The following is a 23702-nucleotide window of genomic DNA, read 5'->3' on the forward strand; positions in this document are numbered from 1 at the left end:
TACGAAAAATCATACCCCTGCTCCTTTAAAAAAAGCTTCAACCCGCTGCAAGAACCCCTTGCCTATCTCATTGGGTGTATATTTAATCGAAACTTGTATTTTTATCTTTCTCCCTTGAGCTTTCGGGTATTGCTCATACAAAGATTGCCCTTCAATGGCTGATATGTACGTATTTATTTTTTCCTGCAAGACAAGAAGGTGATGATTCTTATCATCCCATTCAAGGTGATCGGTAATAGTCAAAACGACTGCTCCCTCTGGATCGATGCTTGCAAAATCTATTACATTAGTCTCTACTACTGACATGTATCACGATTGTATTGTGACCTAATTCTCCCTCAACGACCGGAGCTTTGTCTTTAACTCCACCTCCATCCACTGCAATAAGGGTTAAGGCTATTTCATAGATAGCCTTTGAACCCATATATTTTCTCTATTTTTATGGTAGTCAAGAAGCCTTCCTTCAACGTGCTCCCCTTCCCATACAGCAGCTCTTTCCAAACCAATGCACTCTTCTCTTGTTGCGGGTGTTATTTTTCCGCTAAGGGGCTCATACAATTCAAATTTATCGGGATCCAATGGGCCTTGAATAAATTTGAGCGGAGGTTTCACTAAACCGGCTCCTATTGGCAGGCATCCAACTGTTTTCCACCTCCCCTTTTTAATAATGTGATCGTATATTTCTATGATAAATAAAACAGGCCTGTCCAGCAAAGCGTTCAAATCGGTTACGGGGTTTTTGACGTTTAAGTCAAAAAAAGCCACGCCCATCTACAATAGCTGTGCATAAGATAATGATTGATCTTCCAGTTGGATCTCTAGTATTGAACCCGGTATTCTTTTTTGTTTTTTCATTCTTCTACTTCTACTAGTATGTACACCCGTCACTATCAGGTATTACAAAACTCCGATAGAGGAACCCTTAAAGGTAAATATTCAACATCCCTGTCTCCTTTAATGATGATACGGTCTTCATCAAATAATAATGATTTATACATCACTAAAAAGTACTCAATGCCTTTCCGGCTTTTGTCTATTGGTTTCTCAAAAATCACCGTTGTATCCTTTTCCACAGACAAAAGTGAAGACATACCATCGTCTTCAAAGTTTATCCATAATGACGCCCGAAATTTTTGACCAGAAACATCGAAATCTAAATCTAATAGGCGATAGTCGGGATTTAAGTTCATCTCAAGGCCCTTTGAATACGCATATTGTGCAGCTTCTAATAGTTTTTCGTTTTTTGTGAACTCAGCAGATTGCTTAAGGTAGGCAAATCCCTTTTCCCAAACAAAAAGCTTCTTTTCATTCCAGTTCATTAAATTAAAAAGCTTTAAGTTATACCAACCGTAATAGCTTAAATGCCCACCATAATAATAGGGCGCGTCCTTGGGGATAATTGGATGAAGGGCAAATGTCTTATCGGGATAAAAGTGAAGATTAATAAATGTAATTTTCCTGCCATCATATTTTTCGTTTAGCAGGCGATTCAATAAGGTTCCTATCCCGAAAAAGTCGTCATTTACAGACACCAATTGTTCATCACCATCGCTAAACCAAAATAAGGTCCTGCCAATACGCATAATTCTATGTTAAATATCAATCACTTATTAATCAATGAATCATCCCCGTTTTACACCAACGCAACACCTCTCCGCTTTTTGAGCACTCGAACATGTACGCATCGGTAAACTGGTAACGCTTATGAATAGTAATCATTATATACGTCTTGTCTGCTATTTCGTTGGCCAGGAAAACACGCATACTGAGTTGCCTGGTGTTTTTTTTCTTGATTGGGTGAATGGACACCTGGTCAATATTGGCAGTAGCAATAGAATGCCTGGCAAACATTTTATCGAACGATCTTACACGCAGCTTAAGAGGAAGGCTATCGTTTCCCTTAAAGCAGTCATTGAACCAGGCAAAGTCGCTCATTGTCTCTTCGGTATATCCATTGAAATCAATAGCCTTTACCTGTCCATATTTTTTCAGCAATAGCGAATCAATGAAATAATTCACTGCTTTTTGTTCATAAATTCCCGGCACCACCGTGCCTGCTCTCAGGTGTCTGGGCCCAGGGGGTTGACTATGCCGGCAAGACAGCAATAGTAATAACCCAATAAATACTGAAAATTGTACTGTTTTCATTACAATAAGATGCGGGAACGCTGCTTAATTTCCCAAGATGGCAACTAGATGGCAATAATTAAAGCTGTCTCCCCCCTCTGCAAAGCCACTCATTGTTTTCTCTTAAAACTAAAATACTTTCTATCCTCGGGGAATAACTGAAAATACAGGTGCACTACCCCTTTTAAGAGCATTAGAATTCCTATGAATTGAACTAACGGGGTGTCATAAAAGATACTCGCAACGCCATAAGCCAGGCAAAAAAAGTGGAACAGCTTGTCCTTTATTGAAACAAGCTTTGTGAGGAACATAGCAATAAATAAAGATATCAAATAGAAAACCTGGGTTATAATTTGATACCTGACCAAACTGTGATGGGTCAAATTTTCCGAACCTCGTTCCATCCATCCATAAAACACGCCGGGATATATGCCGACCAGAAAGATGACAATAGCGAGAACAGTAACAAGCACATTTTTCATTTTCCAGCAAATTGGTTTTAATTGAACACACTCATGGGTTATTATTAATTCATGCATACCGCTATGCCGTTTATGAAAATCTCACAGGAGAATCCCAATTATTTGAGTGATGAAGTTGATAGCTCAACGCCAGAAAGCAAAATAAAATTGTAACCGTGTCATTTCGTGGCAAACCGTGTCGATTTAGCGGATAAGTGTGCACGCAGTTTTTGATGCCGGCCCGAAGCTTTCGCCATTCGCATCCCCTCCCCTGCGTCTTTTTGCCGGTTATTTTATTCTCCACATCCGGTTAAACTCGCAATAGGCGCGGTAAATTGTAGCATAAACCTGCAAAATTAATCGCTTATGAAAAGATCTATACTCACCGTATGGCTCGCTTGCTTTGTCATGCTGGTACAAGCCCAGCAACCACCCAAACGCGAAATGCGCGGCGCCTGGATCGCCACCTACGCCAATATCGATTGGCCCAACCGCACCCAGACGCCTGCCCAGCAGCAAGCCGCTTTCCGCACCATCATCGACCACCACAAAGCCACCGGCCTCAACACCCTTTTCATCCAGGTACGCAGCCAATGCGATGCCCTATACCGCAGCGATATCGACCCCTGGTCGGCCGACCTCACCGGCACCCAGGGCAAGGCCCCCGCGCCCGACTGGGACCCCATGCAATTCATGATCGACGAATGCCACCAGCGAGGCATCGAATTCCACGCCTGGATCAATCCCTACCGCGCCGTCGCCAACACCAGCAGCCTACCAGGCTTCGCCGCCAACCACGTCGCCAAACTACACCCCGACTGGCTACTCAGTCAGGGCACCCTGCGCGTCCTCGACCCCGGTCTCGGCGTGGTACGTGACTACATCACCAGCGTGATCGTCGACATCGTCAACCGCTATGATGTAGATGGTATTCACTTCGACGACTATTTCTACCCGCCCGCCGCAGCGGCCGGCGTTACGCCTTATAATGATGATTCATCGTACAATGTAGATCCCCGTGGTTTCACCGTACGGGCCGACTGGCGGCGTGACAATGTCAGCCTGCTCATAAAGCGCCTCAACGATACCATTCAGTTACTCAAACCCTGGGTCAAGTTTGGCATCTCCCCCTCCGGCATCTACCGCAACAGCACCAACCCCGCCATCGGTACCGCTACCAGTGGACTGGAACACTATACTACCCTCTTCGCCGACACGAAGAAATGGCTGCAGGAAGGTTGGGTCGATTACATCGCCCCGCAAGTATATTGGTACATCGGACAGCCCGGCGCCAATTACAGCGTCATCGTACCCTGGTGGAACAACCAGGCCGCCGGTCGCCATATCTACATCGGTATGGCCGGTTATAAGGTCAACGATCCCGCTCAGGGTGTCAACTGGGCCAACCCCTCCATGATCCCCAACGAAATGCGCCTTAACCGCAGCTACCCCAACATATACGGACAAGCCATTTACAATACCAGCAGCCTGCGCGCCACCACCCGACTGGGTTTCCGCGACTCGCTGCGGCTCGACTTCTACGCCAAACCTGCCCTGCAGCCCACCATGCCCTGGCGCGACACCATCGCACCAGAAGCGCCGGCTACACTCACCGCCGTCAAATACCCTGGTGACTCTGTCGTATTGAACTGGGTGAAGCCCATCGACTCCAGTGAACTCAACCGCGCCCGCCAGTTTGCCATCTATCGTTCCGAATCGGACATCGTCGATATCAGCAATGTCAACAACCTGTTGGCCGTTACCAATACAGCCGTGAGCAGCTTTTCTGATACCACGGCGCTGCCCGACATCACCTATTATTATGCCGTCACGGCGCTCGATCGCTTCCACAACGAAAGCGAAACCTCTGGCACCGTCAACAACCTGCCACCGGTTATCACCTGTACCAACGACAAGACCTTGTTTGTAACTGACTCCTGTACGATCCAGTTACCTGATTATACCGGTCTGGCATTCGTCAACGGACAAACCAATCCGCCTGGCATTGCCGTGACACAGTTACCTGCCCCCGGCACCTTGCTGTATGGCAGCACGGATAATATCATCTCCCTCATCGCTACCGATGCAGCCGGCAATGCCGACACCTGCACATTCATAGTAGCGGTGAAGGATTCTATTGCGCCACTGATCACCAACGCTTCGGCCAATCCGGCTGAACTTTGGCCACCTAATTTCCAATTGAAAGATGTAACGATTGCGTATGATGCTACCGACAACTGCGGCGGCGTTACTACGTCACTGGCTGTAACCAGCAACGAACCCGTTACCGGTAATGGTTATTTCAACTTTGCCCCCGACTGGGTCGTCGTTGATGCTCACCATGTAAAACTGCGGGCTGAGCGCGGTCTGTTGGGTAATGGTCGCATCTATTCCATTACGATCACCGCCACCGATACAGCAGGCAACAGCAGCAGCCAGCAATTGCAGGTCACCGTACCCACGCTGCCCGGCAATCCGTTCCCGGATGGTATCCTGACCGTGAAGGCCTTCCCGAACCCAACACCCGGACAGTTCTACGTGCTGACCCTGAGTACCTCCAACAAACCATTGAGTATCCTCGTCACCAATGCCACCGGCTCCACCATCGAGTCGCGCACCGGACTGGCCGCCAATGGTACGTTTACATTGGGCAGCAATTACGCCCGCGGTACGTATTATTTGAAAATAACGCAGGGAGGCAACGTACAAACCGTCAAACTAATTAAACTATAAAGAATCTCCATAACTAAAGTTTGCGTGTGTTGCTAGCTCGGGGTCATCTGCATTGCGCAGGTGGCCCCTTTTGTTTACCTTACGCCGCAAATGTGTTTGTATGACAGATCCGATCGTAACCTTTAAGTTTTTAAGTGAACCCGGCGATGTGAACTTTGGCGGTAAAGTGCATGGTGGCGCCGTGATGAAATGGATCGACCAGGCAGCCTATACCTGCGCGGTCAACTGGAGCAGCGAGTATTGTGTAACGGTGTATGTAGGCGGCATCCGCTTTCTCAACCCCATCCACATCGGCGATATAGTAGAAGTGCGCGCCAGGATCATCTATACAGGCCGCACCAGCATGCATATTGCGGTCGATATCAAAGCCATCAACCCCCGCACCAAAGTAGAAACCAAGACCACCCATTGTGTGATCGTATTCGCGGCGGTCGATGACAACGGAAAAACAGTACCGGTACCCGTCTGGACGCCGGAAACCGACGAAGAAAAGAAACTACAGGCCTACGCACTCAAACTGTCAGAGTTGCGCAAAGAGATCAACGAAGCCACGCTGGGTCAGTTTTAAAGCAATCAACAACAGCCATGAACGAACAACAGGTAGCGCAATACTGGAACGACAATGCCGAGACCTGGACGAAGCTCGCCCGCGCCGGCTATGATATTTACAGGGATGGATTCAATACCCCCGCCTTTATGGAGATGCTGCCCGATGTGCAGGGATTAGCCGGTATAGATATCGGTTGCGGAGAAGGCGGCAATACGCGCCTCGTTGCAAAGCGTGGCGCCAGCCTGCAGGCCATAGATATTGCGGAGCAATTCATCGCGCAGGCAGTAACAGAAGAAGAGGCGCGCTCACTGGGCATCCAATTCCAGGTAGCGAGTGCCACAAAACTGCCCTTTGCCGATCAGTCCTTCGACTTTGCGACTTCCTTTATGTGCTTGATGGATATGCCCGATCCGGCCACTGCACTGAAAGAAGCGTTTCGCGTATTGCGGCCCGGTGGATTTCTGCAGTTCAACATTACACATCCCTGTTATGCCACACCGCATCGCCGCAACCTGCGCAATGCCGACGGCATTACTTATGCCATCGAGCTGGGTGGTTATTTCCACTTCACGCCCGGCCGCATCGATGAATGGATCTTTACCAATACCCCACCCCAAGAAAGAGCCCGTTACCCGAAGTTCAAAATACCGGTCTACAATTGGACACTCTCGCAATGGGTGCAGATGATCAATGAGGCTGGATTCATCCTGGAGAAGCTCAACGAACCATACCCTTCCGACGAAGTGCTGGCGCGCTATCCCGAACTGCAGGACGCCCAGGTACTGGCTTATTTTCTTCATGTGCGGTGCAGGAAGCCAGGCCATGCCAGACCCTAACGCAGCATAACACCTACATCACTGGCTCAAAAGGCCACTTTGAGGTCACAACGCACCAAATTCAACGAGTCGATCCTGACTTTCTGCAGTTCTCCCAGTCGATAGCGTCTTTCGTAGGTGGAATCAAGGTCTTCCGACACTTCCTGGTGAACGACCGTAAGACCCAGGTCTACATAGTTGTGCGGGATCTGTCTGGTATAGACAAACAACGTATCGTTGCCAGCCTTATAATAAATATTGACCTTGCCCGATACAGGATAGTAAATGTCCTCATTCTTGCGCAGCCCCTCGCAAACCGCCGACTTATTCGTTAGAAAATAGGCTTGCACAGCATCACCCCACACCACCCGGTGAAAGTAAAGGCTCTTACCGTTAGACTGGAGGGCCATTATCAGGCCCGTTTGCGGCGAATGGGAAGAAATGCTGCTACAACTGGCAGTGCCGGACAATAATATTACCATAAAGGCTATGCATACATACTTCATGCGCGAAGACCCGGCAGGTTTAAGTTACTAACTGCAAAGTTCCAGCGCGAAGTAAGCGCCAATTACCTATTCCTACAACAACAAACCAGTAAGCGTGCAGTTTTAACCTGTAAGTGCGCAGATTTGAACGATAAGTGTGCAGACTGGGGCTCCCCAAAGCCACGATTCACCCACTATTGCAGCCCGCCATGCCCATTATACAACTGTAACGGCCCCTCCAGGTCAACCACCAGTACGGTCATATATTTATCCTGCACGGCAGGCGGTACCGAAAAATAAACCAGGCCCGGCACCGGGCTCCAGGAGATCTTACCCACGACCCGGTGTGGCAGCGGATGACCGCTCCCCACCACACTGATCGACCTGATCTTGTTTTTCAGGCCCTTGATCACGAGGTCGCCACTGGTCTTGCCAGGTACAAACAGGAATAAGCGCGTGCTGTCTTTGGAAAGCGTGGAAGGGCCATAGAAATGCCCTTGCGGCAGTCCGCCCAGGGTACCAAAGATGGCGGCGGCATGTTTTTTGTTCCATTGGCCCAGCTCCTGCAGGATGTGCACCTGCTGCTGAGGAATGGTGCCATCTGCTTTGGGGCCGATATCCAACAACAGGTTGCCTCCATTGCTGATCACATCGGCAAAGATCGTGATCACTTCATAAGGTGATTTCCAGGCCATATCCTGCGGTTGATAACCCCAGTTATTGTTAGTGGTCATGCAGAGCTCCCACCAGTTATATTTCGGACGGGTTACCGGGAAATTCTGTTCGGGTGTTTCATAGTCACCATATCCCTGCAAACGACTGTTGATGATGGCACCGGGCGTTTGGGCCAGAATGCTACTGCGTACGCCGGCTGCATTCCATTCAGTGGCGCTGTGCTCCCAGTCACCGTCAAACCACCAGAGCGCCGGATGGTATGCCTGGTTCAACTCATCGATCTGTGCCATCATGAATGACTGGAATCTCGACCAGCGTTGCGGATCATCCGCCACCTGGTAACGGCTACTGTCTTTCAGGAAACCCGGATAGTCGGGATGACTCCAGTCGATCAGCGAGAAATAAGCGCCACGTTTGATGCCCGCTTTGTCCAACGCCTTGTAAAAAGGCGTCAGCACATCCCGTTTGGCAGGCGTGTTCCTGGGTACACTGTAATGTGATTGCTTCGTCGGCCACAGCGCCACCCCATCGTGGTGTTTGGTGGTCATGACCGCATAGCGGGCGCCACTTTCTTTGATCAGGGCTGCCCAGGTGGCGGGATCGTATTGGCTGGCGGTAAAGCCGTCCAGCTGTTGCATGTAATCCTTGTGGGAGATCTTCTTGTTGTGGAAACTCCAACTTTCGTCTATCCCCTTTACTGCATAGATACCCCAATGAATGAAGATGCCCAATTTCGCATCGGCAAACCATTGCATTTTGGCGCGGATAGAATCGGCAGGAATATTGACTTGAGCAGCGGCCGGTTGACAGGCAGCAGACAACAGGAGGCAGAACAGGGCTGATCGTAGAACAGTTGATGACATGCAGGGATCTTTGTAGTGTAACAAAAGCCAAATGTACTATTTACCCCAACTCAAAGCCCGCTCCCTGGCCCGATTGCGCAATGGTTTGCGTGAGTACTAGCAAAGCTGTTTAGAGGGAGTAACTACCCGTATCGATGCCTTGACAGATGATCGCATTGACCAGCCGCCTACCGACCACCAGCCCACTTACCGTATCAGCATGGTCGTGCCTTTCTGGGTAATCTTTTCTTTGGTATCGATATGGGTGAAGGTGAGTACCCATACATAGGCCCCCGAAGCCTGCAGTTGCCCGTTGATCTTACCATCCCACCGCACTCTCCAGTTCTTCGTTTCGAAGACCAGTTGGCCAAAGCGGTTGTACACGCGAAATTGCAGATCGGTCGCTTTGAAGGCGTTGAGTGGATACAGTTCATCATTGTTGCCATCGCCATTGGGCGTAAAAGCATTGGGCACGGTAATGTAGCACGACGGAACCACTTCCATTTTACGATAAGCCGTATCAAAGCAATTTTTATCGTTCTCCACGATCAGCCGGATGGTATAATTGACCGAACGTGGTGCGGGCCGGGCGTAGCGTTGCATATCAGGCAACTGTTGCGTACTGATCGTGCCATTACCAAACGTCCAGTGCCAGTTGATGATTTTGCCCATACTGCTGTCGATAAACTTCGCCGGATCGTCGGGGCACAAGATATCCGGTGCCCCAAATCTTGCATCCATGGCATTGTCCAGGACCACTACTTTGGTGACGGTATCGGCACACACGCCATTGCTGACCTGCAGGGTAACGGGTTTATCGCCAAAGCTTGGAAAGATGAAGGTGGGGTTCTGTTCCTGACTGATAGACGTGCCGCCGAAACGCCATATCCAGATCTTCACATCATTGCCGCCCGGATGAAAGAAATCCACTGTATCTTTCACGCAACCCCAGCGTATAGCATGGGAGAAGTCGGCGTTCACCGTGTCATAACTGACAAAGTAGACAGATTCTCCTATCGGCGTTTCCATGCCACATTCATCGATGATGGTATTGCCATCGGTACCCCTTTTCAACTGAACAGTCCATCTACCAGCCTTTTGCAAGGGCGCAGCAAAGCGCAAATGAATGACGGAGGTGAGGCCATCCACACATGTTCCCACAGCACCGACAATGGAAACAGGCAGCCCGTTGATGATGAAATCGCTGCCATCGGGGGCGATGGAACTGCAACGGATATTGTTATTAAAGACCAGGTGGATCACATCGGGAGCACAACCAAGCGACGTCACACTATCCATGGGTGTGGGGAAAACCGGGTACACGGTGACGGGCAAGGCAGCGCCGGAATCGATCTGACGGTCGCAGTTGTCGAGCAGGCTGTTACCGTCTGATCCTTTGGTCATGACCAGGTTATAATTGCCGGGGGCGATCATTCTATCTACCGTCAGGATCACACTGTCCATATCGAAGCCGGTGGTACAGCCCACGCCTACTGCTTTGACAACATTGCCCGCGGAAGGCTTCAACAGGAAATCGCTGCCATTGGCGGCCAGGCTATTGCATTTCATCTTCTTGTTGAGCTTTACGCGGATGATAGAACCCTGACAGGCAGCGAGGGCATTTTCCAAAGCAGGCAACTTGTTGTCGGTAATAACGGCCGTGCCACCGCTGAAAGAGAGTTTATAGCCGCTTTGCGAATCCGTATAATGGCTTACCAGCAACAGGTAAGTATGTCCTTTGATAAGACTGGGCGATCTGGCGAAGGTGGGCCTGTTTTCGGAGGGTATAGAGGCGCACTGAATGGTGGAGGAGCCCCCGGGAGATGCACCAGTGAGGCCATAGGTACCTGCCCAGTTGCCGGTGACCACCAGGTTCCTGTTATAGAACACCTCCCGTGGATTTTGTCCGGTGATATCGTACAACATCCAGTCATAGTCGTCGCCGAGGTCATTGGGGGTGATCACGAAGTCGAGCGTGCCCGATTCAAAGCAATCGATCCGGTACCAGTAAGGATTTTTATCGGAGTAGCCGGCATCGGAGGTGCAGCCGGGCACGGTAACAGCAGCGGAGCCGCAGATGGGTACATTCGTTTGGGTGAAGGTGCTGGTGCCGCATACCGGGAAGGCAGTTTCCGGCGTTTGCCCAAGATTGCTACAGGGTTGGGCCCGGGAGATGGTGGAAAGCAGCAGGATCAGTACCAGTACGGCTACACAGCGTTGCATAGGCCTATTGACCGCGCTCCCGTAGATTTCGTTGCAAATAGTATCCATTTTCCCCATAAGTAGCACGAACTCCGGCGAGGCGATTGCCTGGCCGCTTCGGGCTAAGGTACCGGATAATCAATTAATGGATGGTTAATAAAAGATGGAGGCCCCGTTCCGGCCGATGAAACACCCGGATAGGCTGCCGGAGCAGCTGAAGTGGCGTAATGTCCGTGTGGCTGGCCTGCTGATCCCCGGGGTTCAGGGTGATGCGAAAAGTTGCGATACGGTAATTTTACCACCGCGGCACATAACTCTACTATTGCACCCGCTGTCGAAAGGCTGTACTTTTAGCTCCGTCAGATCGGCGACATCCTGCTCTCCGATCGAATCCAACCAATCCTGGAAAATGGTACCTATGAAAGAACCTTTACTGCCAGCAGCGCGTTTCTTATCCGCTACGCAACGCATTACCCTCTACCCGACCCTGGTCACAGAGCGTCGGTTTTGGCTGCAGCTGTACAATATCGACAGGACGGTTTTCGCGATCTATTTTTACACGCTCAGCGGCGCTTTGTTGTTCCGCAGTGTGCTCGCACATAAAGAGCATTTCTCGACGCATGCCATACCCTTGCCCCAATACGTCACCGGCGGCATCTACAAAGTGGCGGTGTGTTGCGGCGACCATCATTTTCTTCACTCGATCGTGGTACGATGATGGGGCTGGCTGCAGGGAGATCAGGTGTTGGTACATTGCCGGGGCCAGGCTGCCATACGATCCCGTAGCCCAATGATGGCGCGGTAGCTGATGCGATCAGGTGAAAACGCGCACGATAGAGAGGGCGCTGAGCTCTTTTTGGCGTAAAGTTTCTGTATCAGGGACTTCACCAATAATTTCGACCCCTAGTAGCACAATTACTGGTGACTGAAATCCGGCGGGCATTTTAAGCGTCAACTGCAGCGGTCTGGTATGCCGATCATTTGAACTAAAAAAATTGCTGTAACTTTCTTGAAATAAGATTTCCTCGTTCTTAAAATCTATACTGGTGATACCAAACATCAGGATGAAATCGTAGCTATTTTTAGTACCAACTGTCATCGTATGTGGATTAAAAAATGGGAAGTCCACGATCACAATTCCTTCCGATCGATTGATCTGAACATCAAAAGGCGCATACAGTACATCTTTTACAGGTTTGGCTTGGTTGAAATTGTAGCCTTCGAGCAAGCGAAGCGGCTCTACAGTTATATCTCTGTCGCCCCTTTTATGTAGCGCATCAGTCTTCACAATACGCCCCATCCGACGCGTTAGCCGAGCTGATACATAGCGATCCGCCGTATGGTTGATGAATACCGGAAATGCCTGCCGCAGCAGTCTGTTTGCACGCGCGCCCCTGCCAAATTCCGCCCTGTTTTCTTCACTACGTTCCGAGCGGGAAGCGTATTTTTTATTTTCTTTCTTTTTGTCCTTGGTGATTGATTTTTTCTTGCCCCTGGCCATCGTAAAGCGATTTCTGTATATACGGAAAGGGAAATCGTTGAGACTTTTTTTATAAAATATAAATTGGATATTGATTATCAATGCTATACAATATTTTCGGACTTTAGAATGGCCAAGGTCGCACTGGAAATTGAAGGGGATAGATGACAAAACGCATGTATCCCGCTCAGAATCTGCTTGTTATAGCACTACTGGTAACATTGGCCAACTAGCAATGTAGCACTGTATAGGCAAGTGGAGTGCGACCTTTAGTACTATGTAGTGCGACCTTTCCCGCAGTAACTGGCCTTTCGGCATACACCTGGCATACATTGCCGGTACGTGTGAAATCCTGGCGCCGGCGCATCATATAGGCATGCCGCGCCCCCTGAAACCTTATTATCCCGGATTGATCAGCCTGATAGGGCTCACCGCTTTCATTTGGACCTATTGCAAGGATAGTTATGACTTTGTACACCGGCATCAGCCGCGACCTATACGGATGTTTCTTCCCAAAGACGACAACACGCCCAGTGAAACAGGCATCGCCTTTTCCAAATACTATATATTGGAAGCACTGAAGCATAAACATATTACAACTGTACAACTGGACGAATACCATAATTGGGGGACCAAGCCTGCCAAAGTAGATTTTATCAGGAGAGAAATAGAAAGGATGACTTTCACGCACGACAGTAGTGCAGTATTGAAAGTGGTATTTTGTATTACTTCAAACTATGGTGATATGATGGGCATCATGCACTTTTTGCAGTTCTACGGAGTGAAGCGCTACGCGCTGATTGATGACGCCTATTACATCTTCGGCAACTGGCCGCCCGAGCCACTGCCTGAATGGAGTGATCTATAAGTGGAGGATGCTCGCTATCACCGCTTTCCCTCGTTGCCTTTGTGCCTTGATGCCTTGATGCCTTTTTTACCGCCGCAGGCTTCCTGGCGTCACGCCAAACTTCTTTCGAAAGGCGGTCGAGAAATGCTGTACGGAGGAATAACCCAGCGCATCTGCAATCTCCTTGATGGCAATACCGCCCCCCAGTAATTGCTCCCGGGCCTGCACCAGCTTGTGATCGCTCAGGTACCCATACACCGTATTGTTGAACACCTGCTTGAAACCCTGTTTCAACTTAAACTCATTGATACCGGCTATACGGGCAAGTTCCGTCAGCGAGGGCGGATTCAGCGAATGCTGCAACAGGTAGTCGCGGGCATGCCAGATACTTTCTTTATCAGACGAATTGGTAATGATCCTTTGCTGCTTTTCTGCATTCTCATACATCTGCGCCTGCAAGGTCAGCAGCTCGATGCATTTCGATTGCAGGTACAGGAGCTTCAGTCCGCCTTCACAACTGCAGTCCATCACATCCCGGATGCATTGGTGCATGGCAAAAGAGATGGGCAGGTTCTGCATACTAAATTGCGAAGCCCGGCCACGGGCAATGATATCGGCAAAACGCCGCAGGCCCGGACTGCCCGACTGCGCCAGTCCGATGAAGAACTGCGTATTGAAATGTACTTCAAAGAATTTGTAACGATCCTGTTGCTCATACTCACCCACCCCATTGAAGCTGGGCGTATAGTGCAGGTTGTGCTCGTTTTGTTTGAACGTATACTTGCCGCCACTCAGGTCGTCGATCATGATGCCCTTGCCCGACAAGGTAAAATGCATCTCTACCAGGTCATGGTGATCATCCATCCGGAAATGTAAACGACGGGATTCGTAGAGTTGCATATCACCGTATACGATGTAGATGCCGGCAAACGCGATACGTACCAGCTCGGCGTCGCCAAAGGGAAAACTGAAGATCTCGCGCTTCTCGGCTACGAGCAGACTGCCCAGGTTTTCCTCATAGAAGGTGTCGTGCAGGATGAAGTCGGTGCCCTTTCCATCACTAACGCTGACTTGCATAAAATCCGTTTAGTGTAAATCATTATCCGTTTCGTATAAAGATGGCTATACACGGCAATGATATTTTTGTAAAGTTAAAATTCCATTTGACAAAACCATTAATCAATGCCTCAAATTCCCAAATGGCTCGCCGACACCATGATGACCGTGGCCAATCCCTGGTTGCGGCACGCAGTGGTTACAGATACCACGATGGTCTCGGACGAGCTTCGACTGATTACCTTTCAGGGTGACTTCGATGAAGAGCACTTCCTGCCTGGCAAGATCGTGCAGTTTCGGGTCGATGACACCAGTTTCCGTCACTATACCCTGTCGTCATTCAATAAGCAGCAGAACACCTGCTCTGTCTTATTCTACCTGCATGGCAAAGGACCCGGTAGCCACTGGGCTTCGAGCCTGCAGGCAGGGCAGACCGTGAAGTTCCGCGCCGGACAAGGCAAACTCAAATACGACGAGAAGACCAGGCATCATTTCTTCTTTGGTGATGAAACAACGATCGGCCTCTTCAACTGGTACAAGACCACGGCCCTCGCCTGCAGTCATGAGTACTTCGGTGTACTGGAGCTGCATCCGCCACACGGCACAGCCCTCAACAACCTGAAGATCATGATCGACAATGTAGACACTACGTTGGAAGCCCCTGCTGTCAGCGCCATCGACTGGATGGATGAGATGCACCCCGATTGCTGGGCGAATTGGAAGGGCGCTACCTTCTACCTGGCCGGCAGAGCGATCTCCATCAGTCGCTTCAAGAAATACCTGCTCGGTAAAGGCGTTCATGCCAGTCAGATCAGGATGGATGCTTATTGGGCCGATGGCAAATGCGGCCTATAAGGGCCAATCACGTACTGCAGGCGACACCGTTTCATCTCGTATTGTCGCAATGTTTCCCTCCAGGTAGTGTTTACCGCTATCGTACCAGCGCTCACCGCGCTATAGCCATGAAAAGAACTTTTCGCGCTACCGCCCTAAAGCGGTAGCGTTTTTGTTTATACAGCTATGTGTCGGGATAGTTCGGAAATAATTACGCGTTTGACTTATCTTTTACCAGAATACGGTATACAAGGCCGCGAGGATACCGCAGATGATGACGGAGCCAATGAGGAAACCCGGTGATACGCGGAAGTCCGAACGATCGATCGTTACTTCCTGCTTACTGCTGATGGCCTGCGGACGCCATAGGCTCATGGCGATCATCACGGCGACAATCAATACAAAGGTGATCGTCATACGGTCGAGGAAGGGATAGTCGGGGAAGGCGCCACCGGTCCAGTCGGGGAGAAATTTGAGTACAGTGGAAACGGGTATCGTGAGCAGCGTACCCGCAAGGGCAGCCGAAGCCGTCGTTTTCTTCCAGAACAGACCCAGCAAAAAGATCGCCAGTACACCCGGTGAGATAAAGCCTACATACTCCTGGATGAATTGATAGGCCTGGTCGAGCGTGCGCAAGGCCGGTGCTACTACCGCAGCAATCAGCATAGAAATGATCACTGCCCAACGGCCAGTCCGCACGATCTGCTTTTCACTGGCCTCTTTCTTAAAGTACTTCTTATAAATATCGAGCGAAAAGATGGTCGCGATGCTATTGGTCTTCCCGGCCAATGAAGCCACCACGGCGGCTGTCAGGGCAGCAAAAGCCAGTCCCTTCAAGCCCGATGGCAACAGATTCATCAGGGTTGGATAGGCATGGTCGGGTTTGATCTTACCGGCAGCGTCGGTCATCTCGGCCTGGAACATACCCTGTTGGTGCATCACATACATGGCAATGCCGGGTAATACGGCGATCACCGGGATCAATAGTTTCAGGAAGGCGGCGAAAAGGATACCGCTACGAGCGGTCTTCAGATCAGCCCCCAGGGCTCGTTGCGTAATGTATTGGTTACAACCCCAGTAAGCCAGGTTGTTGATCCACATTCCCCCGATCAATACCGACATGCCGGGCAGGTCTTTATAATAAGGATGATCCTCTTTAAAGATCATGTGAAAATGCGAACCGGCCTGCTCGCGCAACAGTGAGAGCCCTTTCAATACATTGGTGCCGTAGCCAAACTTTTCCGAGAGCAGGGTCAGGGCCAGGTACGTGGTGATGAGGCCTCCGGCGATGAGCACCAATACCTGTATCACATCGGTATAACCGATCACCTTCATGCCGCCCAGGGTCACGACGACCGAGCATATGCTGAGGCCGGCGATACACCAGGCAAAGGGAATGCCGGTAATGGCGTTGATGGCGATGGCGCCGAGGTAAATGATGGAGGTGAGGTTGACGAACACATACACCAGCAGCCAGAATACGGCCATGATGGTGCTCACTTTATCGTTGTACCGCTGCGCCAGGAACTGGGGCATGGTATAGATCCTGTTCTTTAGGTAGAGTGGAATGAAGAAGATGGCCACGATGATGAGGGTGGCGGCGGCCATCCATTCGTAGGTGGAGATGGCGAGTCCGAGGGCAAAGCCGGATCCTGACATACCGATGAAATGCTCGGCGGAAATATTGGAAGCGATGAGGCTGGCGCCGATGGCCCACCAGGTGAGCGATCCTTCGGCCAGGAAAAAGTCTTTGGAGTCAGTAGACGTCTTCTTCTTTTTGGTGTAGATATACAGTCCGTAGAGTGATACCACGACAAAGTAAACCAGGAAGACAATGTAGTCAGCAGTTCGTAGTTGGTTCATATAGCAGTATTACCGCTGATCGCGGCACTACAAGTTAATGAACTTATAGCGACACACGATCATTCGGTTTCGTTCTGATCTGATGTGACCTTTGGTAATGTAGATGCCCGGAAATAGACCCGTGCAACAGGCACACTATTAAAGCCTGCTGCACGGCGGTCTAATGATTAAAACCTTAGTCTATCGGGTAAATATTTATTGGCCAGCTCCTGGTAGTACGGGCGTAGCTCGTTCCAGTTGGGCGGCGTTGGGTTCTTGGAATACAGGTCATAGGGGTTGAATAATTTCACCCATTTCAGCATGTCGCGGTCGTGGTCATCGAGCAGGTGTTCGTACTCACCTTCCCGGTGCCAGGCATAGAAAGAGTGATAGCGCAGCATGTACAACCCTTCTTCGGGCAGGTAATCTTTCATCATCTGGTACACGTACTCATCGTGGCCCCACGACATATCTACGTTGCGCAGTCCGCAGCCCTGGCTGTATACACCGAGTTTGGTATTGTACCGTTCGTCGGTATAGTCGGGGTTGTTGGAGAAATATTCGGGGTACACGATCTTATCCGAGTAAGCGCATCCTACGGGGAAGGTATCTCCTACTACGGCCCATTGGGGCTCGCCAAAGAGGCAGAGTACTTTACCCATATCGTGCATGAGGCCGACCATCACCATCCAGTCGGGATGACCATCGCGGCGAATGGCTTCGGAGGTTTGCAGCAGGTGCTGAAACTGGTCGAGGTCGGTATCGGGATCGCTGTCATCTACCAGTTGGTTGAGGAACTGGAAGGCATCCCAGACGGGCATTTCTTTCTTATCGAACTTGAGGTAATCGGCCCTTTTTTCCTGCACGAAGGCATAGGTCTGGTAGGTATGGTTGAGCCGGTAAAATTCCCGGACGGTATCGCGTACCGGCGTATCGTAGTTGCGGTACTCATCAGTCTTTTTGCTGGTGGCAATCGACTCGGGATCGGGATAGCGCTCCAATACGGCATCTTCCCATTCATCGAGGCTTTTCAAAGGATTGATCTCGGCTTGAGACAGTTTGTTCACTGGAGTCATACGGCGTTGTTTTTAATCTATACAATAAGGCGGGATAGCTATCCTCAATTTGCAACGAATTCATTGTATATGATGGAGAATTACCATATTTATTTACGAAACCGGTTGCGGGAAATAGGCTACATTTGGATCATACTCAACGACGTATGCCGAATATCAGCATGAAAATGCTGGCGAAGGAACTGCAGCTCTCCCTCTCGACCGTATCGAAAGTGTTCACCGATAGCCACGAGATCAGTGAACAGACGAAACAGAAAGTGCTGGCCCTCGCCAAACAACTCAACTATGTGCCCAATCCTTATGCCAGCAGTCTGCGCAAAAGGAAAAGTAAAACCATTGCGGTGGTATTGCCCGATGTGGCCGACAGCTTTTTCTCCGTGGCCATCAACGGGATTGAATCGGTAGCCCGCGACAAGGGTTACCATGTATTGATCTACCTCACCCATGAATTGCTGGACCGCGAGCGGGCGATCCTGTCCGAGTTCCAGAGTGGCCGGGTGGATGGGGTTCTCATCTCCATCAGCAATGAAACGACCACCGACTGCCATATTACCGATATGATGCAAAGAGGGGTGCCGGTCGTATTCTTCGACCGGGTTTGCGAAGAGACGCCTACCACACGCATTACTACCAATGACCGCGAGAGTGGTCAGTTGGCGGCACAGCACCTGATCGATGCAGGATGCCGGAATATTGCTTTTCTGTCTATATCGGAAAGCTTGCCCATCAGTCGCAACCGGCTGGCAGGATGCCGGCAGGCTTTGTCGGCGCAACGCTTGCCGTTTGGTGCCGACAATGTGGTGATGTGTACTGATGACGAGGCGGAGAACGTGCAGATCATTGCACGGCTGTTGCAGCGACCCGACCGGCCCGATGCCATTATTGCATCGGTGGAGAAACTGACAGCGGCGGTATACCTGGCTTGCAAGCAGGAGAAGGTGTCGATACCGGACCAGTTGAAGGTGATCAGTTTCTCGAACCAGAATACGGCGGCAATCCTCAACCCTTCGCTGACGACCATTACACAGCCTGCGTTCAATATGGGTAAGATGGCGGCCGAGACCTTGTTTACCAGTCTGCGCAAAAGTCACCTGCCGCTGAAAGCGGAGACGCTGGTCGTGCCTTCGACGCTGATCGTACGGGAGTCGACGGGTAAGTGATCAGCGGGGCTGATTAGTTATTCAGTCTGCTGCGTTTACGGTTGGCTTTGTCTGCTTTAAATTGTTGCCAGGCGGCGGGATCGATCTCTCCTCTGGTGAACAACATGAACAGCGCCAGTAATGACGGGAGCGAGAGGATGCAAAGGATCACCGCCGATCGCTCGTAACGGGTGTTAAAGGGCGCGTTAACGGGGTCCAGTATCAATGGTAGTTCAGCGGGGCTTTCGGGAGAGAATCCGGTAGCCTCGTAGGGCTTTTCCCAATCTTCTCCCTTGTCTGGTCTCCGCAGGTAAACAAATTCATCCTGGTTTTCGGCATGAAAGGATTGCAGGCAGGCTTCCTTAAATTGCTTTTCGGCGAAGGCCTGTCCGTTGGCAGGCTGTTGCTGCCCGAAGGTCGTGTCGTACAGTTTACGAATCCATATATCACCACCTGCTATACTTTTTTGCTGCGCCGTTTCCAGCGGCGCACAAATGACGAACGTAAATACAGTGTAGGCCCGCCGCCTTTTGCCTCCCTTTTTCGTCACGAAGTCGCCCGTTCTGATCTGTTCTTTATTGACGCGGTGCTCGCGGATTAGATAATATTTTGCAGATGGATGATCGGGTACTTCAAAAGGTGTTGTCAACTCCGCCACGGAACCTGCCAGGTCGGCTACGAAGTATTGGCAGGTGATCGCGTTTGCAGCCAGCAGTAACCAGGCAAACAGCACCCCCAAAGCCTGTGACTGCTTGCTGAGTAACAGCAAGCCAACGCGCTTGTATAGCAGTTGTTTGTATATTGGTATCGACAGCACAATTGGAAACAGCCAATGGGAAAAAAATACGTGCGGGTCAAACAGGTTCCATTGTAGCACCAATAACCAATGCAGGCAGGAGTATACAGCGAGAAAGGCGACGGTAATGATCACATAGGGAAGGAAAATGTTATACAATTTTTCCTGGAAACTGGCAGGCTTTAATACCGCCAGGGTTATTTGTTCAACAGCCCGGTCTCTTTTAAGATGTTTTCTTTTTCGTTTTGGGGGCATTGGGTACTTACTACTTTGTTAGGGGGTTACGTTTACGGTTGGCTTTGTCGGCTTCAAATTGTTGCCAGGCATCACGATTGTCACTGGAATAAGCAATGACTAACAAGATGATCAGACAGCAGGCTACCGTGCAGATCCAGGTGATGTGTAAGGTCATTGGATAGGTTTCGGGCAACTCAGACTGCAATACGTCAATAAGCAGGTATTGTGCTGCAATGACGGGACCTGCAAGCAAGGGAATCACAACAATGGAGAAATCAGCATTGTCGTACATGCGCTCGGCCTTTCGCTTATGGTATTGACCGGCCTTGAGCTTCGTTTCCATTTTCAGCAAATGAAATCTTTTGTACAGACAAACGGCATACAGCACGATTGCGATCAGCGTGGGCAACAACCAGTGCGTTATGGGCAAGCCAAGCCAAGCCCTATGCATCCTTACCCACCACCAATGCAAAAAGGTGTAACCCACGAGAAAAGCTGCCAGCACGAGCAGGAAGCGACCATAAATGACTTTGTATTTGGCGTTGGAAGCGGGCATTGGGTTTAGCGCTCCAATAAAGATATACAACCTCTATATGTTATGGCATGCCTGTGACTAGTTTTTCAACGATCTGTGCTGTTTCAACGCCTCCCATCCCAGCTGGTTGAAGTCGGAGGCAAGCACCATGATGAACATCACGATGCACGCGCCTGCAATACTGGCGATACTCCAGAACAGAGACCTGGTATACCGATGCCCGTATGGTTCAAAAACAGCTTCCAGGATCAGGTGTTCATTCGCAAAAGTGTTTGTAGCAGGTTCAATAGTGCGGTTGTATTGGTCCATTGGCTTGCTTTCCAAGGGGCGTCGCAGGTAGGTGAAACTATTACATTCCTTTTGCCAGAAGCGTTGAAAGCCAGCTTTGATAAAAGCCTGCCGTGCAGCTTCTTTGTTGGCGACATCTTCATTATTGGAAATGGTCGTATCATATTGGTAGCAGACCCAGGCCGGAGGCACTGTAACGCCGCTACCGCTGATTGCCCCCGTCTGCCCTTGCAAAGTCAGCATGCCCGTCCCCCTCCTTTCGGCACTATCAGCAACGGGTAATGCACCCGGCCCGTAATAAGGTACGGCCACGCGCATGGTATAGTTCAGCAGGCTTAAATTTTTACCCACTCGCTCATCGAAGATCTTATACCGGATATTTTTCTTATCGATCTGGTATCTGTTGAACTTTATATAAAGTGCTGCGGGAAATTTCGACAACTCATCCGGGGTATCCAACACTTTCAGGTTACCCGTCGCATGAATGATGAAATATTGAACCACGATGACTGGCCCGGCCAGCGACGCGAAAGTGATCAGCAGAAATCCGAAATAAGACTGTCCCTTGTTAATGCTTGCTGTCAGGATTTCCATCGGCCTGAGAAAATACACAATTACCAGCACGATACTGAGCAGCGTAGGCAATACCTCTGTCATCAAATGCCCTCCTAAGGGTAACCATTGCAACCTGATCACCAGCAACCAATGCAATAGCGTATAGGCAACCAATAAATTTCTGAGTTGAGCCAGAAAAGGGGTAAAGAGTGTTTGGAGCTTGATCGTATTGGGGGTCATCGGCAGGGCTTGCGGATATAGGTCGTAAAGCTACCCCTTTTATTACGTCCATGCTGATTAGAATGAGTTTTTTGCCCGGATAGCTGAACTTTTGCCCTGTCTGAAACGGTAGCTTGCTGTATGATGGTACACTTACTACGATTGAACCATATAAACGGCCGCAAATTGACCTGCAGCCTCGCACTTGGCGCCTCGCTGCTGGGCAGCCCCTCCGCCTCCACCCAATCCCCCGCCCGCCCCAACATCATTTATATCCTGGCCGACGATATGGGCTATGGCGATCTCTCCTACCTCAACAAACAATCGAAGATCCAAACACCGGCCATGGACAAACTGGCGAAGGAGGGGGTGGTGTTTACCGACGCGCATTCCAATTCCGCTGTGTGTACGCCCACCCGTTACGGCATCCTCACCGGCCGCTATGCCTTTCGCTCTTCATTGAAGAAAGGCGTATTGAATGGCTACTCCCCCGCCCTCATCGAACCCAACCGTACCACCGTCGCTTCCTTCCTGCAAGCCAACGGCTACCATACCGCCTGCATCGGCAAATGGCACCTCGGTCTAGGCTGGCAGCGCAAAGACCCGCAACAACCCATCAACAACAATACGAAGACCGACAGCGCTCAACCCGATCTCAACGACAATGTCGATTATAGTGTAGCAGTCACTGATGGCCCCAACAACCATGGCTTCAGTTATTCTTACATCATACCGGCCTCGCTAGATATGAACCCCTATTGCTACCTCGAAAACAACAAAACCCTCGACGTCCCGACCGTGTACACACCTGGCAAATCAAAAGAACGCGGTGTATTTTGGCGGGCAGGTAATATGTCGCCCGGATTTGATTTCGACGGTGTACTGCCACAGGTCATCGACAAGTCGGTCGCCTATATCAACGAGCGCGCCAAAGCATCCGACAAAACTCCTTTCTTCCTGTACCTGCCACTTCCTGCGCCCCATACCCCCTGGCTACCCCGTGGCAGCTTCGACCCCAACACCAAGGCCGGCCGCTATGGCCGCTTTGTAGCGGAGGTAGACGAACAGATTGACCGCATCGTGCAAGCGGTAGAAGCAAACGGACAGGCCAGCAATACGCTCATCATCATCACCTCCGACAATGGGTCCGACTGGAAGCCGGAAGACATCACCGCCAACCGGCACCAGGCCAACTACATCTACCGTGGCCGTAAAGCCGATGTCTACGAAGCCGGTCACCGCATTCCGTTCATTGCCCGCTGGCCCGGCAAGATCCCGGCCGGCAGCACCAGCCACCAAACGATGTGTACGACGGACTTGCTGGCGACTGTGGGCGGCATCCTTCAACAGCCCTTGCCGGCCGCTGCCGGCGAAGACAGCTACAATATGCTCGAGGCATTCCTTCAACCCGGTACCACGCAGGTAATCCGCGAAGCCACCATTCATCATTCGCTCGATGGCTTTTTCTCCATCCGCAAAGGCCCCTGGAAACTGACGCCACAACTAGGCTCGGGCGGCTTTACCGTACCCAAAACACAACAACCCCAGGCGGGTGAAGCACCCGGCACTTTGTACGATCTATCCAAAGACCCACAGGAACAACACAACCTGTACAGCAGTCACCCGGAAATCGTGCAGGAGCTGACGGCCTTGCTGGAGCGATACCGTAAGCAAGGGTATAGCCGGCCGCAATAGCAACAGGCAGCAGTCGGGTCGTCTTCGATATCACCAGCAGGGATATAGCGGGCCGCATTAGGACCGGCCATCGACGGAATACCATGTTCATGTGATCAACCGTTCAACGCAGGCCAATCCACCGGGAGGTCAATCATCTCCCACGCATGACAATTCCTGCAATTTGTTGAGCGGTTTGCAACATTATCTCCCCGACGACGATATTGTGTTTAT

At 50.5% G+C, this 23702-nt stretch carries 22 protein-coding genes; 8 read left to right on the top strand and 14 right to left on the bottom strand.

Annotation, left to right across the window (positions count from 1 at the left end; translation table 11 throughout):
* Positions 1-9 precede the first annotated feature (9 nt).
* The 4 genes from P2W70_RS17140 to P2W70_RS17155 form a co-directional block, all read right to left on the bottom strand.
* Positions 10-306, bottom strand: a complete 297-nt coding sequence (locus P2W70_RS17140) for a DUF6572 domain-containing protein (RefSeq protein ID WP_276482722.1) — start codon at positions 304-306, stop codon at positions 10-12.
* A 90-nt stretch (positions 307-396) separates the two neighbouring features.
* Complete coding sequence (locus P2W70_RS17145) at positions 397-771, bottom strand: Imm26 family immunity protein (protein WP_476704111.1); 375 nt, start codon at positions 769-771, stop codon at positions 397-399.
* 119 nt (positions 772-890) lie between these two features.
* Positions 891-1583, bottom strand: a complete 693-nt coding sequence (locus P2W70_RS17150; protein WP_276482724.1) for a hypothetical protein — start codon at positions 1581-1583, stop codon at positions 891-893.
* A gap of 31 nt (positions 1584-1614) precedes the next feature.
* Positions 1615-2019 carry a hypothetical protein gene (locus P2W70_RS17155; RefSeq protein ID WP_276482725.1) on the bottom strand — a complete coding sequence of 135 codons (405 nt, stop codon included), beginning with the start codon at positions 2017-2019 and terminating at the stop codon, positions 1615-1617.
* Between the two features lie 935 nt (positions 2020-2954).
* Here P2W70_RS17155 and P2W70_RS17160 point away from each other — a divergent pair.
* The 3 genes from P2W70_RS17160 to P2W70_RS17170 all read left to right on the top strand — a co-directional run bounded on the left by P2W70_RS17160 (position 2955) and on the right by P2W70_RS17170 (position 6707).
* Positions 2955-5321 carry a family 10 glycosylhydrolase gene (locus tag P2W70_RS17160; RefSeq protein WP_276482726.1) on the top strand — a complete coding sequence of 789 codons (2367 nt, stop codon included), beginning with the start codon at positions 2955-2957 and terminating at the stop codon, positions 5319-5321.
* Positions 5322-5421: 100 nt separating this feature from the next.
* Positions 5422-5889, top strand: a complete 468-nt coding sequence (locus P2W70_RS17165) for an acyl-CoA thioesterase (RefSeq protein WP_276482727.1) — start codon at positions 5422-5424, stop codon at positions 5887-5889.
* A gap of 17 nt (positions 5890-5906) precedes the next feature.
* The gene (locus tag P2W70_RS17170; RefSeq protein ID WP_276482728.1) at positions 5907-6707 is read left to right on the top strand and encodes a class I SAM-dependent methyltransferase; all 801 of its coding nucleotides are present in this window, start codon (positions 5907-5909) and stop codon (positions 6705-6707) included.
* A 26-nt stretch (positions 6708-6733) separates the two neighbouring features.
* Here the strand turns inward: P2W70_RS17170 and P2W70_RS17175 are convergent, their stop codons facing one another.
* From P2W70_RS17175 to P2W70_RS17185, 3 genes are all read right to left on the bottom strand, one after another.
* Positions 6734-7096, bottom strand: coding sequence for a hypothetical protein (locus tag P2W70_RS17175; RefSeq protein WP_276482729.1), 363 nt, complete (start codon positions 7094-7096; stop codon positions 6734-6736).
* A 269-nt stretch (positions 7097-7365) separates the two neighbouring features.
* Positions 7366-8709 carry an alpha-L-fucosidase gene (locus P2W70_RS17180; protein WP_276482730.1) on the bottom strand — a complete coding sequence of 448 codons (1344 nt, stop codon included), beginning with the start codon at positions 8707-8709 and terminating at the stop codon, positions 7366-7368.
* 186 nt (positions 8710-8895) lie between these two features.
* Positions 8896-10911, bottom strand: a complete 2016-nt coding sequence (locus P2W70_RS17185) for a T9SS type B sorting domain-containing protein (protein WP_276482731.1) — start codon at positions 10909-10911, stop codon at positions 8896-8898.
* 397 nt (positions 10912-11308) lie between these two features.
* Here P2W70_RS17185 and P2W70_RS17190 point away from each other — a divergent pair, with 397 nt between their 5' ends.
* Complete coding sequence (locus P2W70_RS17190; protein ID WP_276482732.1) at positions 11309-11608, top strand: hypothetical protein; 300 nt, start codon at positions 11309-11311, stop codon at positions 11606-11608.
* Between the two features lie 96 nt (positions 11609-11704).
* On the opposite strand, the gene P2W70_RS17195 is transcribed toward P2W70_RS17190, so the two are convergent.
* Complete coding sequence (locus P2W70_RS17195) at positions 11705-12391, bottom strand: hypothetical protein (RefSeq protein WP_276482733.1); 687 nt, start codon at positions 12389-12391, stop codon at positions 11705-11707.
* A 355-nt stretch (positions 12392-12746) separates the two neighbouring features.
* Here P2W70_RS17195 and P2W70_RS17200 point away from each other — a divergent pair, with 355 nt between their 5' ends.
* Positions 12747-13238, top strand: coding sequence for a hypothetical protein (locus tag P2W70_RS17200; protein WP_276482734.1), 492 nt, complete (start codon positions 12747-12749; stop codon positions 13236-13238).
* A 66-nt stretch (positions 13239-13304) separates the two neighbouring features.
* On the opposite strand, the gene P2W70_RS17205 is transcribed toward P2W70_RS17200, so the two are convergent.
* Entirely contained in the window at positions 13305-14294 is a 990-nt protein-coding gene (locus P2W70_RS17205; RefSeq protein WP_276482735.1) for a helix-turn-helix transcriptional regulator, read from the bottom strand.
* A gap of 105 nt (positions 14295-14399) precedes the next feature.
* On the opposite strand from P2W70_RS17205, the gene P2W70_RS17210 reads away from it, so the two are divergent.
* Complete coding sequence (locus P2W70_RS17210) at positions 14400-15128, top strand: siderophore-interacting protein (RefSeq protein WP_276482736.1); 729 nt, start codon at positions 14400-14402, stop codon at positions 15126-15128.
* A 210-nt stretch (positions 15129-15338) separates the two neighbouring features.
* On the opposite strand, the gene P2W70_RS17215 is transcribed toward P2W70_RS17210, so the two are convergent.
* A complete protein-coding gene (locus P2W70_RS17215; protein WP_276482737.1) occupies positions 15339-16970 on the bottom strand; it encodes a sodium/sugar symporter in 1632 nt (543 codons plus the stop codon).
* Positions 16971-17137: 167 nt separating this feature from the next.
* Complete coding sequence (locus tag P2W70_RS17220) at positions 17138-18025, bottom strand: inositol oxygenase family protein (RefSeq protein WP_276482738.1); 888 nt, start codon at positions 18023-18025, stop codon at positions 17138-17140.
* A 146-nt stretch (positions 18026-18171) separates the two neighbouring features.
* Here P2W70_RS17220 and P2W70_RS17225 point away from each other — a divergent pair, with 146 nt between their 5' ends.
* The gene (locus P2W70_RS17225; RefSeq protein WP_276482739.1) at positions 18172-19185 is read left to right on the top strand and encodes a LacI family DNA-binding transcriptional regulator; all 1014 of its coding nucleotides are present in this window, start codon (positions 18172-18174) and stop codon (positions 19183-19185) included.
* A 13-nt stretch (positions 19186-19198) separates the two neighbouring features.
* On the opposite strand, the gene P2W70_RS17230 is transcribed toward P2W70_RS17225, so the two are convergent.
* Genes P2W70_RS17230 through P2W70_RS17240 form a run of 3 tightly spaced genes read right to left on the bottom strand, consistent with a single transcriptional unit; the run spans position 19199 to position 21815 of the window.
* Positions 19199-20215, bottom strand: a complete 1017-nt coding sequence (locus P2W70_RS17230) for a hypothetical protein (protein ID WP_276482740.1) — start codon at positions 20213-20215, stop codon at positions 19199-19201.
* A gap of 10 nt (positions 20216-20225) precedes the next feature.
* Positions 20226-20753 (bottom strand): hypothetical protein, encoded by a 528-nt coding sequence (locus P2W70_RS17235; RefSeq protein WP_276482741.1) that lies wholly within the window; start codon positions 20751-20753, stop codon positions 20226-20228.
* 57 nt (positions 20754-20810) lie between these two features.
* Entirely contained in the window at positions 20811-21815 is a 1005-nt protein-coding gene (locus P2W70_RS17240; RefSeq protein WP_276482742.1) for a hypothetical protein, read from the bottom strand.
* A gap of 120 nt (positions 21816-21935) precedes the next feature.
* Here P2W70_RS17240 and P2W70_RS17245 point away from each other — a divergent pair, with 120 nt between their 5' ends.
* Positions 21936-23489 (top strand): sulfatase family protein, encoded by a 1554-nt coding sequence (locus P2W70_RS17245; protein ID WP_276482743.1) that lies wholly within the window; start codon positions 21936-21938, stop codon positions 23487-23489.
* Positions 23490-23702: the final 213 nt, after the last annotated feature.

Origin of the sequence: Paraflavitalea pollutisoli, from assembly GCF_029360705.1 — a bacterium.
GTDB lineage: Bacteria > Bacteroidota > Bacteroidia > Chitinophagales > Chitinophagaceae > Paraflavitalea > Paraflavitalea pollutisoli.

What these genes read in the sequence shown, in the direction of transcription:
- P2W70_RS17140 (WP_276482722.1), bottom strand. Translation starts at nt 306, where the DNA reads ATGTCAGTAGTAGAGACTAATGTAATAGATTTTGCAAGCATCGATCCA.
- P2W70_RS17190 (WP_276482732.1), top strand. Translation starts at nt 11,309, where the DNA reads ATGAAAGAACCTTTACTGCCAGCAGCGCGTTTCTTATCCGCTACGCAA.
- P2W70_RS17230 (WP_276482740.1), bottom strand. Translation starts at nt 20,215, where the DNA reads ATGCCCCCAAAACGAAAAAGAAAACATCTTAAAAGAGACCGGGCTGTT.
- P2W70_RS17220 (WP_276482738.1), bottom strand. Translation starts at nt 18,025, where the DNA reads ATGACTCCAGTGAACAAACTGTCTCAAGCCGAGATCAATCCTTTGAAA.
- P2W70_RS17145 (WP_476704111.1), bottom strand. Translation starts at nt 771, where the DNA reads ATGGGCGTGGCTTTTTTTGACTTAAACGTCAAAAACCCCGTAACCGAT.
- P2W70_RS17240 (WP_276482742.1), bottom strand. Translation starts at nt 21,815, where the DNA reads ATGACCCCCAATACGATCAAGCTCCAAACACTCTTTACCCCTTTTCTG.
- P2W70_RS17235 (WP_276482741.1), bottom strand. Translation starts at nt 20,753, where the DNA reads ATGCCCGCTTCCAACGCCAAATACAAAGTCATTTATGGTCGCTTCCTG.
- P2W70_RS17150 (WP_276482724.1), bottom strand. Translation starts at nt 1,583, where the DNA reads ATGCGTATTGGCAGGACCTTATTTTGGTTTAGCGATGGTGATGAACAA.
- P2W70_RS17225 (WP_276482739.1), top strand. Translation starts at nt 18,172, where the DNA reads ATGCCGAATATCAGCATGAAAATGCTGGCGAAGGAACTGCAGCTCTCC.
- P2W70_RS17165 (WP_276482727.1), top strand. Translation starts at nt 5,422, where the DNA reads ATGACAGATCCGATCGTAACCTTTAAGTTTTTAAGTGAACCCGGCGAT.
- P2W70_RS17215 (WP_276482737.1), bottom strand. Translation starts at nt 16,970, where the DNA reads ATGAACCAACTACGAACTGCTGACTACATTGTCTTCCTGGTTTACTTT.
- P2W70_RS17195 (WP_276482733.1), bottom strand. Translation starts at nt 12,391, where the DNA reads ATGGCCAGGGGCAAGAAAAAATCAATCACCAAGGACAAAAAGAAAGAA.
- P2W70_RS17210 (WP_276482736.1), top strand. Translation starts at nt 14,400, where the DNA reads ATGCCTCAAATTCCCAAATGGCTCGCCGACACCATGATGACCGTGGCC.
- P2W70_RS17245 (WP_276482743.1), top strand. Translation starts at nt 21,936, where the DNA reads ATGATGGTACACTTACTACGATTGAACCATATAAACGGCCGCAAATTG.
- P2W70_RS17185 (WP_276482731.1), bottom strand. Translation starts at nt 10,911, where the DNA reads ATGCAACGCTGTGTAGCCGTACTGGTACTGATCCTGCTGCTTTCCACC.
- P2W70_RS17205 (WP_276482735.1), bottom strand. Translation starts at nt 14,294, where the DNA reads ATGCAAGTCAGCGTTAGTGATGGAAAGGGCACCGACTTCATCCTGCAC.
- P2W70_RS17180 (WP_276482730.1), bottom strand. Translation starts at nt 8,709, where the DNA reads ATGTCATCAACTGTTCTACGATCAGCCCTGTTCTGCCTCCTGTTGTCT.
- P2W70_RS17175 (WP_276482729.1), bottom strand. Translation starts at nt 7,096, where the DNA reads ATGGCCCTCCAGTCTAACGGTAAGAGCCTTTACTTTCACCGGGTGGTG.
- P2W70_RS17200 (WP_276482734.1), top strand. Translation starts at nt 12,747, where the DNA reads ATGCCGCGCCCCCTGAAACCTTATTATCCCGGATTGATCAGCCTGATA.
- P2W70_RS17170 (WP_276482728.1), top strand. Translation starts at nt 5,907, where the DNA reads ATGAACGAACAACAGGTAGCGCAATACTGGAACGACAATGCCGAGACC.
- P2W70_RS17160 (WP_276482726.1), top strand. Translation starts at nt 2,955, where the DNA reads ATGAAAAGATCTATACTCACCGTATGGCTCGCTTGCTTTGTCATGCTG.